Here is a 13513-nt window from a genome sequence, read left to right as displayed (position 1 = left end):
GGTTTTTATTTCGGCAAGGGCCGGGGATGGGCGATACTCGGCGGGTCTGTAGGCAACAACCGCAGGGGAACAGAATGCCGTTACACGTTTTGGACAGTCTGTCCGCCATCGCGCCTCAAGAGTGGGACGCGCTGGTGCCCGAGACTCAGCCGTTTCTGCGTCACGCTTTTCTTGGGGCGCTGGAAGACAGTGGCAGCCTGGGACCGCAATCCGGCTGGCAGCCGGAGCATCTGCTGCACATCGAAGACGGTCGGCTGCTCGCGGCAATGCCGAGTTACCGCAAATGGCATTCCTACGGCGAATACGTGTTCGACCATGCCTGGGCCGATGCCTGCGAGCGCGCCGGGATCGATTACTACCCCAAACTGTTGACGGCTGTGCCGTTCAGCCCGGTCAGCGGGCCACGGTTGTTGGCGGCGAACGTGCAGGATGGTTTCGAACTGCTGAACAGCGTGCCGGGTTATCTGGAAATTGAAGGGCTCTCCAGCGCCCATATCAACTTTACCGACGCCTTTACCGATGCAGCATTGGCCGAGCAACCGGGCTGGTTGCAACGTATCGGTTGCCAGTACCACTGGCAGAATCGCGGCTATCGGGATTTTCAGGACTTCCTTGATGCACTCAGTTCTCGCAAGCGCAAACAGATGCGCAAGGAACGTGAACAAGTGGCGGGGCAGGGTATCGAGTTTGAATGGCTTGAGGGGCATCAACTCGACCAGGCACTGTGGGATTTCGTCTACGCCTGCTACGCCAACACCTATGCGGTGCGTCGGCAGTCGCCGTACCTGACGCGGGAGTTTTTCAGCCTGTTGGCTGAACGCATGCCCGAAGCCATCCGGGTGGTGCTGGCCAAACAAGGATCACGGCCGGTGGCCATGGCCTTCAGTCTGGTCGGTGGCGATAGTTTTTATGGGCGGTACTGGGGTTGCCTGGCGGAATTCGACCGCCTGCATTTCGAGACCTGTTTCTATCAAGGCATGGACTACGCCATCGCCAACGGTTTTCAGCGTTTCGATGCCGGTGCCCAGGGCGAGCACAAATTGATTCGTGGTTTTGAACCGGTGATCACCCATTCCTGGCACTACTTGCGACATCCGGGATTGAAGTCGGCGGTGAAGGATTTTCTTGAGCGCGAACGTTTGGGTGTCATGGGCTATGCAGAGGAGGCGAAGAGCGCCTTGCCCTACCGACAAGGCTGAGGTTAGAGCGCTGTGGCGAGTTTTTTGAGCTGACGGAGGCACTTTTTTTGAGCTGATGGAGGCTCTTGTGGCGAGGGAGCTTGCTCCCGCTGGACAGCGAAGCTGTCCCAATGCACGAGACGGCGTTGTGCCAGGTAAACCCGACAACCTGAATCTGCGGCCGCTTCGCGCCCGAGCGGGAGCAAGCTCCCTCGCCACAGACGCAATCCTCAATCGATGCCGACAAACCCGCCGGTCTGGTGCTGCCACAACCGCGCATACAACCCGCCATGGGCCAGCAGTTCGGCATGGCTGCCGGTTTCGGCGATGTGGCCTTTTTCCAGCACCACCAGGCGATCCATTCGGGCAATGGTCGACAGCCGGTGAGCGATGGCGATCACGGTCTTGCCCTGCATCAGGGTTTCCAGGCTTTCCTGAATCGCCGCTTCGACTTCCGAGTCCAGCGCTGAGGTGGCTTCGTCCATGATCAGGATCGGCGCGTCCTTGAGCAGCACCCGGGCGATGGCGATCCGTTGGCGCTGGCCGCCAGAGAGCTTCACCCCACGTTCACCGACATGAGCATCGAAACCGGTGCGGCCTTCAGCATCCGATAGCAACGGGATGAACTCGTCGGCGCGGGCCTTGCGGACTGCTTCCCAGAGTTCTTCGTCGGTGGCGTCGGGTTTGCCGTAAAGCAGATTGTCACGGATCGAACGGTGCAGCAGCGAGGTGTCCTGAGTGATCATGCCAATCCGCTCGCGCAGGCTTTCCTGGGCCACGCTGGCGATGTTCTGCCCATCGACCAGGATCTGCCCGCTCTGCAGGTCGTAGAGGCGCAGCAGCAGATTGACCAGGGTCGATTTGCCGGCGCCTGAAGGACCGATCAAACCGATTTTTTCACCGGGTTTGATGGTCAGGTTGAGGTCGTCGATGATTCCGCTTTTCTTGCCATAGTGAAACGTCACGTGTTCGAAACGCACTTCGCCACGGCCCACTTCCAGGCGCGGCGCCGGTACGCGGTCAGTGACGCTGATCGGTTGGGCGATGGTTTGCAGGCCGTCCTGGACCATCCCGATATTTTCGAAGATGCCGTTGACCACCCACATGATCCAGCCCGACATGTTGACGATGCGGATCACCAGGCCGGTGGCCAGGGCAATGGCACCCACCGAGATCAGCGACTGGGTCCACAGCCACAGCGCAAGGCTCGTGGTGCCGACGATCAGCAAGCCGTTCATGCTGGTGATGACCACGTCCATGCTGGTGACGACGCGGCCCGCCAGTTGGGATTTTTCGGTCTGCTCGGCGATGGCTTCGCGGGCGTATTGCTGTTCGAAGTTGGTGTGGGCGAAGAGCTTCAGCGTGGTGATGTTGGTGTAGCCGTCGACGATCCGGCCCATGAGTTTGGAGCGCGCATCGGAGGACACTACCGAACGTTCCTTGACCCGCGGCACGAAGTAGCACAGTGCGCCGATGTAGCAGGCGATCCAGGTCAGCAGCGGGATCATCAGGCGCCAGTCGGCTTCGGCGAACAGCACCAGCGAGCTGATCGCGTAGATCAGCACATGCCATAACGCGTCGACAGCTTGCACCGCCGAGTCGCGCAGGGAGTTGCCGGTCTGCATGATCCGTTGGGCGATGCGCCCGGCGAAATCGTTCTGGAAAAAATTCAGGCTCTGTTTGAGCACGTAACTGTGGTTTTGCCAGCGAATCATGCTGGTCATGCCGGGGCTCAGGGTTTGATGCACCAGCAGGTCATGCAGGCCGACGAATATCGGCCGCAGAAATAGTGCGACCACCGCCATCCAGGCCAGCTCGACGCCGTGGATTTTGAAGAAGTCCGTATTTGGCGTGCCTTGGGCCAGATCAATGATTCGACTCAAGTAACTGAACAGCGCCACTTCGATCAGCGCGCCGATCAGACCGACGACCAGCAGCGCGGCAAAGCTCGGCCAGACCTGACGTAAATAATAGGTATAGAAGGGGAGAACCCGGCTCGGCGGAGCCGCCGTCGGGGCGTCACGGAAAATATCGATCAGTTTTTCGAAACGACGATAGAGCATCAGCTAAACGCCCGCGTACGGGCTCTCCTTTTTTCGATGCGAGCGGCGCGGTGAACACACCGCTGCCGCTCGGGACGCCTAATGCAGTTTAGTCGATGCGCTTGGCCGACTTGATATACACCGGGTCGGACGGCACGTCCGACATGCCTTGTTTGGTGGTGGTGGGCGAGTTGACGATGACGTCGACCACGTCCATACCCTTGATCACTTTGGCAAATACCGCATAACCGGCGTCGCGGCCAGGGTCGAGGAAGTCATTGTCCTTCACGTTGATGAAAAACTGGCTGGTGGCCGAGTTCGGATCCGAGGTGCGCGCCATCGACAGGGTGCCACGCACGTTATGCAGGCCGTTGCTGGCTTCGTTCTTGATCGGTGCCTCGGTTGGCTTTTGCACCATCTGTGCGGTGAAGCCTCCTCCCTGGACCATGAAGCCCGGGATCACCCGGTGGAAAATCGTATTGTTATAGAAACCCTTGTCGACATAGGCGAGGAAATTCTTGGTACTGACCGGCGCGTGGACCGGGTCCAGCTCGATTTCAATGGTGCCGTTGGTGGTCACCAGTTCTACGTGTGGCGCCTTGGCAGCATCGGTGGCGGCCATCAGGTTGGTGGCGAACAATACTGCGCCTGTGACTAGGGCGATTTTTTTCAGCATGGGTCAGTGATCCTGGGTAGTGGTGTCGACTGCGGTTAGAAATTCAAGCAGGGTTTGGTTGAAACGGTGTGGCTGGTCCAATGGCGTTGCGTGGCGTGAATCTTCGATCACTACCAGCCGCGCATCGGGCAGCAGTTTTACATAGTCTTCTTTCACCGAAACCGGGGTGTAGTCATGGTCGGCGCTGATGATGAGGGTTGGACAGGTGATTCTTGAAAGTCGTTCCTGCACTCCCCAGCCAACAATGGCCTTGAAGCTGGCGAGATAAGCACGTTTGTCGTTTTTTGCCCAGCGCTCGGCGATCTTACGCCGCAGATCGGCTTGTTCGGGTTTTGGAAACAACATGCGTCCCAAGGCCTTGCCGATAGTTTCCATGTTCAACAGATGAGCCATGCTCCAGCGTTTGAGCAGCCACCAGTAGTCGCTGAGTTTTTTCATTCTGACCTGGGGCTGGCTGTTGACGATGCTCAGGCTCTTGAGCATCTGCGGCTGATCCACCGCCAGCTGAAAACCGATCATCCCGCCCATGGACAACCCGACCAGATGCACCGGGCTGAGGTTCAGGTGTTCGATCAGTGCAGTCAGATCAGCGCTGAAACCGGCGATGCTGTAGCGCTCGCGGGGTTTGTCGGAGCGACCGTGGCCGCGTACATCCGGGACGATCACCCGGTAACGGGTCGAGAGCTCCGGGATCTGTTTTTTCCAGTCCAGCGTACTCGAGCCCAGCCCGTGAACCAGCAGCAGGGGTGTGCCGTGGCCATATTCCTCGTAGTGCAGGGTGCAACCTTCATGTTCGAAATAGGCCATGGTGCAACTCCTTGTCAGGCTTGTTCCGGGGCCGCGAACGGCGCATCCAGTGGCGCGGTGTCGAAGGTGCGCAGCAACTCGATGAGAATCTGCGTCGCCGGCCCCAGGGGTTTGTCCTTGTTTGAATACAGATAGAAGCTCGGGTTTCGACTGCCGCCCTGATCCAACGGTAGCAGCTTGAGCGTACCTTCCTTCAGTTCCCGCTCAATCATGTGCCGGGGCAACCAGGCGAAGCCCAGGCCGCTGCTGACAAAAGTCGCGGCGGTGGCGAGGCTGCCGACGGTCCAGCGCTGTTCAGCGCCGAGCCAGCCAACGTCCCGTGGCTGCTGCCGACCGGAGTCGCGGATCACCACTTGCATCTGGGTTTCCAGATCCTGGAAATTCAGTTCGCGGTTCAGACGATGCAGCGGGTGTTCGGGGTGGGCCACGGCCACAAACTCTACGTCGCTCAACTCCGCACCCAGGTAACCGGGAATGCTGAAGCCGGTGATGGCCAGGTCGGCTACGCCTTCGAGCAAGACTTCCTCGACCCCGGACAGTACTTCTTCGCGCAGACGCACCCGGCAGCCGCGGCTTTGCGGCATGAACGCGGTCAAGGCGCGGACGAGGCGGGCGCTCGGATATGCGGCGTCGACCACCAGCCGCACTTCCGCCTCCCAGCCTTGCTCCATGTGGTGCGCCAGGTCTTCTAGCTGACTGGCCTGTTTGACCAGTTGCCGGGAGCGGCGCAGCAGCACGCCGCCGGCTTCGGTCAGCACTGCCTTACGGCCGTCGATGCGCAGCAGCGGCACACCGAGCTGGTCCTGCATGCGTGCGACGGTATAGCTGACGGAGGACTGCGAACGGTGCAGCACTTCGGCGGCCTGGGCGAAACCACCGTGGTCGACCACGGCCTGGAGTGTTCGCCATTGATCAAGGGTCACGCGGGGCGCTTTCATGAGGAGCTCCTCTTGTCCTAAGCTGGCAGCTTCCATTGGAGGCTGCCGAATGAAAAAAATCTGTTGTGTGGTGCTGGCGATGTTGCCGCTGACCGCGTTTGCCTACCCCATCGATGTACAAAAAGAACTCAACGGCCTGAAAATCGACTACACCACCCATGACACCGCACGCGACATGGGCGCCATTACGCTGAACAACTCCAGCGGCAAAGCCGCCGAATGCACGGTGGCATTTCGCAATGGCCCGGAATTACCGCGTACTCGCCGCGTCAGCCTGGAGGCCGGCAAAAGCGCCGACCTCTCGGCCAGGTTCAACCGTGAAATCATCAAGCTGTACATCACCCTGACCTGCAAACCCAAATAAGGGCTGTTGCACAGGCGGGGCAGATACGCTCCGCTTATAAACGAATTTATTGATGGTTTATAGCAGTTATTTGTGCTTTTTCATCGATACAACACTGTTTAATCTCCACTCCATCGACTTACAGCATTCWCCGATGGAGGCTACATCCCATGTCCCGCGTTCTGATCATCGAAAGCAGTGCCCGCCAGCAAGACTCGGTWTCGCGTCAGCTGACCCAAACCTTCATCAGCCAATGGAAAGCCGCGCACCCGGCCGACCAGATCACCGTTCGTGACCTGGCGACCCATCCGGTTCCACACCTGGATGCCAACCTGCTGGGCGGCTGGATGAAACCTGCCGAGCAGCGCAACGAAACCGAACAGTCGTCGCTGGAGCGCTCCAACCAGTTGACTGACGAGTTGCTGGCCGCCGATGTGTTGGTCATGGCCGCACCGATGTACAACTTCGCGATCCCAAGCACCCTCAAAGCCTGGCTCGACCACGTGCTGCGTGCCGGTGTGACCTTCAAGTACACCGAAACCGGCCCGCAAGGTCTGCTCAGCGGCAAGCGTGCTTACGTGTTGACCGCTCGYGGTGGCATCTACGCCGGTAGCACCTCCGATCACCAGGAACCGTACCTGCGTCAGGTCATGGCCTTCATCGGTATCCACGACGTCACCTTCATTCACGCTGAAGGCATGAACCTGGGCGGTGACTTCCACGAAAAGGGTCTGAACCAGGCCAACGCCAAGCTTGCCCAGGTCGCCTGAGCCGTTAATCGCCGGATAATCACCTGATGGTTAAGTAGCTCCTGTACCTCCTTCAAACCGGTTCGCGCATCGAACCTCCCTTTGCACTTGTTGCTCCTGAGTGCTCTAGCCCGATTGAACGCTTTAGCGAGATCGGGCTTTTTTTTGCCTGCGATTTTGTGGCCGGGCACGAACCTGTGGGAGCGAGCCTGCTCGCGAAGACGGAGTGTCAGTCGACATCATTGTTGAATGACACACCGCTATCGCGAGCAGGCTCGCTCCCACAGGGGATTTGTGTGTTGCCTGATGATTCGCAGTGAATAGCAAAACCCGCTATCGTCGCCGCCATTCGAAATCGAGGCGAGCATGGGCTATCTACTTTTTGTCACGCTGATCCAGGCGTTTTCCTTCAGTCTGATCGGCGAATACCTGGCCGGTCATGTCGACAGCTATTTCGCGGTGCTGGTGCGGGTGTTGCTGGCCGGGCTGGTGTTCATTCCGTTGACCCGCTGGCGTCAGGTGGAACCGGCGTTCATGCGCGGGATGCTGTTGATCGGCGCGTTGCAGTTCGGTGTGACCTACGTCTGCCTGTACCTGAGCTTCCGCGTGCTGACCGTGCCGGAAGTCCTGCTGTTCACCATTCTCACGCCATTGCACGTGACCCTGATCGAAGATGCGCTGAACCGCCGCTTCAATCCCTGGGCGCTGGTGGCGGCATTGGTCGCGGTGCTCGGCGCGGCGGTGATCCGTTATGACCGGATCAATCCGGACTTCTTCATGGGGTTCCTGCTGCTGCAACTGGCCAACTTCACCTACGCCGCAGGTCAGGTGCTGTACAAGCATCTTGTGGCGAAGCACCCGAGCGACCTGCCGCATTACCGACGCTTCGGTTACTTCTACCTCGGCGCGCTGGCCGTGGCCCTGCCGGCGTTTCTGCTGTTCGGCAAACAGAACTTCCTGCCGGAAGCAGCCTTGCAGTGGGGCGTGCTGGTGTTCCTCGGACTGGTGTCCACCGCGTTGGGGTTGTACTGGTGGAACAAGGGCGCTTGTCTGGTCAACGGCGGGACACTGGCGGTGATGAACAATTTGCACGTGCCGGTGGGGCTGCTGATCAACTTGCTGATCTGGAACCAGCATGAAGCGCTGGGGCGGTTGTTCCTGGGCGGCTCGGTGATACTGGCGGCGGTGTGGATCAGTCGGCTGGGTGTTCGGCAAGTCGCAACGCAAGGGTAGGTGGAGAGGGGCTCCTAAGGGAGCTGCTGTTCTACTGGGGTTACGTTGACGCCCGGACTTAAAAAATCAATGTGGTAGCCCGAAGAACCATCTCCTATCGCCAAATGGACACCACTGATGCCCTCGTTCATCTGGGAATTGACCTGGTAACTGATAGTGGGCGCGATTGACTCATTCACCCCGATAGCGAACTCGGTCAGTTTAAGGCCGCGAGGACCCGCTGCGAGCTCAAGAAGATTTATGTGTTCAGCATTCTTCGTTTTAAAGGAAATTATTGTGTTGTTCTCTACCGTGAGAAGCGCCTCTTCGTCTGCAATACGTTGTGTCAGTATGTGAAGTGATGCTTTCAGGCCTTCTGATAACGCTGGATTGGTCCTCCTCAAAACAGTCAATATTCCAGATATTTTCAATCTCCCGTTAAATATAAATGGGCAGGGCTCTTGTGGTTTCATGTGGGCGTAATGAACTTCGAAGAACTCGGCCACGGATTGGATGAAGTTGTGGGTGACGTCTTCTTCAATCAGTGCATAAGGTGAGGCGTGCTTGTTAATGGTGACTACAGCATCGGCGTCACTACCTGAAAGCTGAAAGCTCCTGTAGGTGTTCAACATGTTCAATATTGCTCGCTGTGTCTTTAGTGCTTGCCCAAAGTCACTGCTTAATAGTAGTTTTAAGCTGTAAATCGCACTTGCAATGGATGGGTCAAATACTTGAGCTGCGCAGAAAATGCTTTTTTTGATTTTGGTGTTTTTCGCGAGTTCGAAGGTACGTTTGGCAGCGTTATTGCTAAAAGAAAAAATAATGCTGTTTTTGGGTAGTGTTGTTATGTTTGTCAGGCTCAATGTATTGAGCTCTAGCATTGAACACTCATTCAGAAAATCTGGGGAGTCGGCGATTACTGCTACGTCCTCCTGACCAAATAGCGTATGGATCATGTTTGACGTGGACATGGCTTGGTTCTCACTTTGGGGCAATGGGCGCCACGAGATTTCTTGGCGCCCATTGCCGTTACTTAGTCTTCAGTGTGAGCCCATGCCAATGGAGCCCAGCCAAAATTGTCAGGGTCTGAAGTGATTCGGTTGAGTTTTTCATAATGGCTGTTTTGCTTATCCATAAGAGTTTATCCTTTTTGATTTTCATTATTTAGCCTCCTTGAGGTGCTCAAGAAGTGCCTGCATTAGGTCATGGTTTTTTCGAGGGTTCAATTGATTTTAAGGTTCTTTATAGAGTGATTTGGCATTTTGGGTGGGCTTTCTGGGCGCCTAAAGTTATTTGTGTAGGTTGTCTCTGTAGGCTTGTTCTGATTTTTGGAAATTTGAGTCTGGTTGGTTGTGGGTGGACGTATTAAGCAGGTAGGTTGGTTTTTATCTGTTATGTGTTGCTCGCTTGAACAGGGGCGTCCTACATCAATTATATAGAGAGCTGGCGATGTACTCTTCGAAGAAATACCTCACGGATGATTCTGTTCAGTCGGCATTGGCGTTGGTTGATCTTACCGAGTCAAGTGTCCCCGAACATGCCATACGGATATTGCTCATTGAAGTTGTCGAAGGGCTTGCTAAAAAAGGTTGGCCCAGCGCCGAGGTACAGACCGGTCCGCGTATTGTTTCTGCGCAGGAGAATTATGGTTTGTTGGGTTATGAGCCTGCTGAAATCACGCTCGGTAGCGAACACACCCGCTGGGTCGACGACCATTCCTTATTACGTACGCAGACCACCAGTCAAATCCCGGCTGCGCTCCAGCGTGCGGCGCAGAGGCGGCAGCCGGGCGAAACGATCCTGTTGGCTGCGCCCGGAATTACCTTTCGCCGTGACAGTCGTGATCGATGGCATTGCGCTGAACCCCATCAAATGGATATCTGGGTGCTGGGCGATCCGGAGCTTTCGACGCGTGAGCATTTATTGCGTTTGGTGGGCGATATCCTCCAGTTGGCAGTTCCTGACAAGCCCTGGATCCATCGCGACAGCCCACATCACTACACCGAAGGTGGGATCGAGGTAAATCTGCTAAACAATGACCTGCCTGTTGAGGTATTGGAGTGCGGTTGTATTGCTGCTTCGTTATTGAAGCGGTTACAGATTGATCCAATGCAGCATGGTGGACTGGCCTTGGGCATGGGATTGGATCGCTTGACCATGTTGCGCAAAGGTATTCCGGATATTCGTCTGCTTCGTGACCCCAATGCACGCGTACAAGCGCAGATGAATGACTTGAAACCTTGGAAAGCAGTATCACGCTTACCCTCAATTGCCCGAGATATTTCCTTAGCGGTAACGCCAGGCCAAAGCGAAGAAGTATTGACCGAAAAGATGTTGCAGGCAGCCGGAGAGTGTTCAGGCTGGATCGAGGAAATGCAGATCAAAGGGCGCTGGCCTCTGGCAGAGTTGCCTCTTCAAGCGATTGAGCGTCTGGGGATTTTACCCGGGCAGGAGAATGTGCTTTTACGAGTAGTTCTGCGTGATAGTTCACGTTCGATAACCACTGCCGAGGCCAATGGTTTGTACGAGAGAATCCAATCGGCGCTGCACGAGGGAGTTCCTGGTGCGGGCTACAAAATGGATAGTCAGAAGCGCTAGGTTTGCTTCGCCCCTCGGAGCAAAGCTTGCTCGCGATGAGCGATAACGCGGTTTACCCGATAGACCGCGGTGTCTGCATCGCGAGCAGGCTCGCTCCCACAAGGGATATGGCAGCTACATCGAGCGTCTTTCCGGCTCGGGAATATGGCTTGCGCCGAGCACCGCCGGCAACAATCCAGCACGCAAATCACTGCCGCTCGGCTGCTGATACAAACTCAGCCCAAACTCCGGCAGCACCGCCAGCAGATAATCGAAGATATCGCCCTGGATCCGCTCGTAGTCGGCCCACGCCGTGGTGCGGGTGAAGCAATAGATTTCCAGCGGCACGCCCTGAGCGGTGGTCTGCATCTGGCGGACCATGCAGGTCATGTTCGGTTGAATTTCCGGATGGCTCTTCAAATACGCCAGTGCATAGGCGCGAAAGGTTCCAATGTTGGTCATCCGCCGACGGTTGGCCGACATCGCCGCGACGTTGCCCTGGGCCTCGTTCCAGCTCTTGAGCTCGGCCTGTTTGCGGTTGATGTAGTCGGTGAGCAAACGCACTTGGGTCAACTTCTGTTCTTCGTCGTCATGGATGAAGCGCACGCCACTGGCGTCGATGAACAGGCTGCGCTTGATCCGTCGGCCGCCTGACTGCTGCATGCCGCGCCAGTTCTTGAACGATTCGGACATCAAGCGCCAGGTCGGGATCGAGACGATGGTCTTGTCGAAGTTCTGCACCTTGACCGTATGCAGAGTGATATCCACCACGTCACCGTCGGCGCCCACTTGCGGCATCTCGATCCAGTCGCCGACCCGCAGCATGTCGTTGCTGGTCAGCTGCACACTGGCGACGAACGACAGCAGGGTGTCCTTGTAGACCAACAGAATCACCGCCGACATGGCGCCCAGACCCGACAGCAGCAACAGCGGCGAACGGTCGATCAGGGTCGCAACGATGATGATCGCGCCGAACACGAACAGCACCATTTTCGCCAACTGCACGTAGCCTTTGATCGAGCGCGTGCGGGCATGTTCGGTGCGTGCGTAGATGTCCAGCAAGGCGTTGAGCAGGGCGCTCAGGGCCAGCACCAAAAACAGGATGGTGAAGGACAGGGCGACGTTGCCGAGGAAATTCTGAATGGTTTTGCTCAGTTCCGGCACCAGGTTCAAACCGAACTGGATCACCAGCGACGGGGTCATTTGCGCCAGGCGATGGAACACCTTGTTCTGGAACAAATCGTTGAACCACTGCATCGCCGGTTGCCGGCCAAGCAATTTGACGGCGTGCAGCACAACGTAACGCGCCACTCGTCCGAGCAGCAAGGCGATCACCAACAACACCATCAGCGCCAGGCTGGAATGCAGAAGCGGGTGCTGGTCGAGAGCGCCCCAAAGGTCTTGGGTATTGAGCCAGAGCTGTTTGAGATCCATGGGTTAAAACGATTCTTCTGTAGGACGAGAGGGGGCGATTAGAGCATTTAAGACGCATCGAGTTACGTTCAGGGACAAATCCGCTAACAAAATCGCCATTGTTTGCGTCCGATTGCATAAAGAAACTCGGCCTTCGCGCTCGAAACCGTTACCCTATGCAGCTGATTTTTTGTATTTCTTCGAGGTAGCACCCGTGTTTTCCCAATTCGCCCTGCACGAACGCCTGCTCAAAGCCGTGGCCGAGCTTAAATTTGTCGAGCCAACGCCAGTGCAAGCAGCGGCTATCCCGCTCGCGCTCCAAGGGCGTGACCTGCGGGTGACTGCGCAAACCGGTAGCGGCAAAACCGCTGCATTCGTATTGCCGATCCTCAACCGTTTGATCGGCCCGGCCAAAGTCCGCGTCAGCATCAAAACCCTGATCCTGCTGCCGACCCGCGAGCTGGCCCAGCAGACCATCAAGGAAGTGGAACGCTTCGCGCAGTTCACGTTCATCAAGTCCGGCCTGATCACCGGCGGTGAAGACTTCAAGGTCCAGGCCGCCATGCTGCGCAAGGTGCCGGATATCCTGATCGGCACCCCGGGCCGGATGATCGAGCAACTGAACGCCGGCAACCTCGACTTGAAAGAAGTTGAAGTGCTGGTGCTCGACGAAGCCGACCGCATGCTCGATATGGGTTTTGCCGAAGACGTACAGCGTCTGGTCGACGAGTGCACCAACCGTCAGCAGACCATGCTGTTCTCCGCGACCACCGGCGGTTCGGGCCTGCGCGAGATGATCGCCAAGGTCCTGAACAACCCTGAGCACTTGCAGCTCAATGCCGTCAGCCAGTTGAACGACACCACCCGTCAGCAAATCATCACCGCTGACCACAACCAGCACAAAGAACAGATCGTTAACTGGTTGCTGGCCAACGAGACCTACCAGAAGGCCATCGTCTTCACCAACACCCGGGCCATGGCCGACCGTATCTACGGTCGTCTGGTGGCGCAGGAGTACAAGGCGTTCGTCTTGCACGGTGAGAAAGACCAGAAGGATCGCAAGCTGGCGATCGACCGTCTGAAGCAGGGCGGGGTCAAGATCCTGGTCGCCACCGACGTTGCCGCTCGCGGCCTCGACGTGGAAGGCCTGGACCTGGTGATCAACTTCGACATGCCGCGCAGCGGCGACGAATACGTTCACCGTATCGGTCGTACCGGTCGTGCCGGCAACGATGGCCTGGCCATCTCGCTGATCTGCCACGGCGACTGGAACCTGATGTCGAGCATCGAGCGCTACCTCAAGCAGAGCTTCGAGCGCCGCACGATCAAGGAAGTCAAAGGCACCTACGGTGGACCGAAAAAGGTCAAGGCCTCGGGCAAAGCCGTTGGCGTGAAGAAGAAAAAAGTCGACGCCAAGGGCGACAAGAAAAAGACCGGCGCCAAGGCCCCGACCAAACGCAAGATCGCCAACCGACCGAAGACCGACGCCCTGTCGCTGGTCAGCAAGGACGGCATGGCGCCGCTCAAGCGCCGCAAGCCGCAAGCTCCGGCCGCTGAATAACGCGCCTTAGCGATCCC

The 13513-nt window shown here is 57.3% G+C and carries 12 protein-coding genes; 6 read left to right on the top strand and 6 right to left on the bottom strand.

Annotated features, from left to right (window positions below; translation table 11 throughout):
- Positions 1 to 74: 74 nt before the first annotated feature.
- Entirely contained in the window at positions 75 to 1199 is a 1125-nt protein-coding gene (locus AC1DIH_RS04360; RefSeq protein WP_427531349.1) for a GNAT family N-acetyltransferase, read from the top strand.
- Between the two features lie 209 nt (positions 1200 to 1408).
- Here the strand turns inward: AC1DIH_RS04360 and AC1DIH_RS04355 are convergent, their stop codons facing one another.
- From AC1DIH_RS04355 to AC1DIH_RS04340, 4 genes are all read right to left on the bottom strand, one after another.
- A complete protein-coding gene (locus tag AC1DIH_RS04355; protein ID WP_477770727.1) occupies positions 1409 to 3241 on the bottom strand; it encodes an ABC transporter ATP-binding protein in 1833 nt (610 codons plus the stop codon).
- A gap of 88 nt (positions 3242 to 3329) precedes the next feature.
- Positions 3330 to 3896, bottom strand: coding sequence for a peptidylprolyl isomerase (locus AC1DIH_RS04350; protein ID WP_477770726.1), 567 nt, complete (start codon positions 3894 to 3896; stop codon positions 3330 to 3332).
- A gap of 3 nt (positions 3897 to 3899) precedes the next feature.
- Positions 3900 to 4703: an alpha/beta fold hydrolase gene (locus AC1DIH_RS04345; RefSeq protein ID WP_477770725.1), complete on the bottom strand. Its 804-nt coding sequence runs from the start codon at positions 4701 to 4703 to the stop codon at positions 3900 to 3902.
- Positions 4704 to 4717: 14 nt separating this feature from the next.
- A complete protein-coding gene (locus AC1DIH_RS04340) occupies positions 4718 to 5641 on the bottom strand; it encodes a PA3225 family LysR-type transcriptional regulator (RefSeq protein ID WP_477769614.1) in 924 nt (307 codons plus the stop codon).
- 49 nt (positions 5642 to 5690) lie between these two features.
- On the opposite strand from AC1DIH_RS04340, the gene AC1DIH_RS04335 reads away from it, so the two are divergent.
- The 3 genes from AC1DIH_RS04335 (at position 5691) to AC1DIH_RS04325 (ending at position 7966) form a co-directional block, all read left to right on the top strand.
- A complete protein-coding gene (locus tag AC1DIH_RS04335) occupies positions 5691 to 6005 on the top strand; it encodes a 3-phosphoglycerate kinase (protein ID WP_477769613.1) in 315 nt (104 codons plus the stop codon).
- Positions 6006 to 6154: 149 nt separating this feature from the next.
- The gene (locus AC1DIH_RS04330; protein WP_054596217.1) at positions 6155 to 6754 is read left to right on the top strand and encodes an FMN-dependent NADH-azoreductase; all 600 of its coding nucleotides are present in this window, start codon (positions 6155 to 6157) and stop codon (positions 6752 to 6754) included.
- Between the two features lie 345 nt (positions 6755 to 7099).
- The gene (locus AC1DIH_RS04325) at positions 7100 to 7966 is read left to right on the top strand and encodes a carboxylate/amino acid/amine transporter (RefSeq protein ID WP_477770724.1); all 867 of its coding nucleotides are present in this window, start codon (positions 7100 to 7102) and stop codon (positions 7964 to 7966) included.
- 14 nt (positions 7967 to 7980) lie between these two features.
- Here the strand turns inward: AC1DIH_RS04325 and AC1DIH_RS04320 are convergent, their stop codons facing one another.
- Positions 7981 to 8916 (bottom strand): CgnE/CgnB domain-containing protein, encoded by a 936-nt coding sequence (locus AC1DIH_RS04320; RefSeq protein WP_477770723.1) that lies wholly within the window; start codon positions 8914 to 8916, stop codon positions 7981 to 7983.
- A 478-nt stretch (positions 8917 to 9394) separates the two neighbouring features.
- Between AC1DIH_RS04320 and srmL the strand changes: the two genes are divergently transcribed.
- Positions 9395 to 10543, top strand: a complete 1149-nt coding sequence (gene srmL / locus AC1DIH_RS04315; protein WP_477770722.1) for a PheS-related mystery ligase SrmL — start codon at positions 9395 to 9397, stop codon at positions 10541 to 10543.
- 114 nt (positions 10544 to 10657) lie between these two features.
- On the opposite strand, the gene AC1DIH_RS04310 is transcribed toward srmL, so the two are convergent.
- Entirely contained in the window at positions 10658 to 11956 is a 1299-nt protein-coding gene (locus AC1DIH_RS04310; protein WP_477770721.1) for a mechanosensitive ion channel family protein, read from the bottom strand.
- Positions 11957 to 12149: 193 nt separating this feature from the next.
- On the opposite strand from AC1DIH_RS04310, the gene AC1DIH_RS04305 reads away from it, so the two are divergent.
- Entirely contained in the window at positions 12150 to 13496 is a 1347-nt protein-coding gene (locus AC1DIH_RS04305) for a DEAD/DEAH box helicase (RefSeq protein WP_019692457.1), read from the top strand.
- Positions 13497 to 13513 lie beyond the last annotated feature (17 nt).

It is taken from the genome of Pseudomonas sp. 05N36 (genome assembly GCF_056397385.1).
This window is presented reverse-complemented; position numbering and strand designations above follow the sequence as displayed.

Excerpts from the sequence above, each read along its gene's own strand:
- AC1DIH_RS04320 (WP_477770723.1), bottom strand. The coding sequence starts at position 8,916 with ATGTCCACGTCAAACATGATCCATACGCTATTTGGTCAGGAGGACGTA.
- AC1DIH_RS04360 (WP_427531349.1), top strand. The coding sequence starts at position 75 with ATGCCGTTACACGTTTTGGACAGTCTGTCCGCCATCGCGCCTCAAGAG.
- AC1DIH_RS04350 (WP_477770726.1), bottom strand. The coding sequence starts at position 3,896 with ATGCTGAAAAAAATCGCCCTAGTCACAGGCGCAGTATTGTTCGCCACC.
- AC1DIH_RS04335 (WP_477769613.1), top strand. The coding sequence starts at position 5,691 with ATGAAAAAAATCTGTTGTGTGGTGCTGGCGATGTTGCCGCTGACCGCG.
- srmL (WP_477770722.1), top strand. The coding sequence starts at position 9,395 with ATGTACTCTTCGAAGAAATACCTCACGGATGATTCTGTTCAGTCGGCA.
- AC1DIH_RS04310 (WP_477770721.1), bottom strand. The coding sequence starts at position 11,956 with ATGGATCTCAAACAGCTCTGGCTCAATACCCAAGACCTTTGGGGCGCT.
- AC1DIH_RS04325 (WP_477770724.1), top strand. The coding sequence starts at position 7,100 with ATGGGCTATCTACTTTTTGTCACGCTGATCCAGGCGTTTTCCTTCAGT.
- AC1DIH_RS04340 (WP_477769614.1), bottom strand. The coding sequence starts at position 5,641 with ATGAAAGCGCCCCGCGTGACCCTTGATCAATGGCGAACACTCCAGGCC.
- AC1DIH_RS04355 (WP_477770727.1), bottom strand. The coding sequence starts at position 3,241 with ATGCTCTATCGTCGTTTCGAAAAACTGATCGATATTTTCCGTGACGCC.
- AC1DIH_RS04345 (WP_477770725.1), bottom strand. The coding sequence starts at position 4,703 with ATGGCCTATTTCGAACATGAAGGTTGCACCCTGCACTACGAGGAATAT.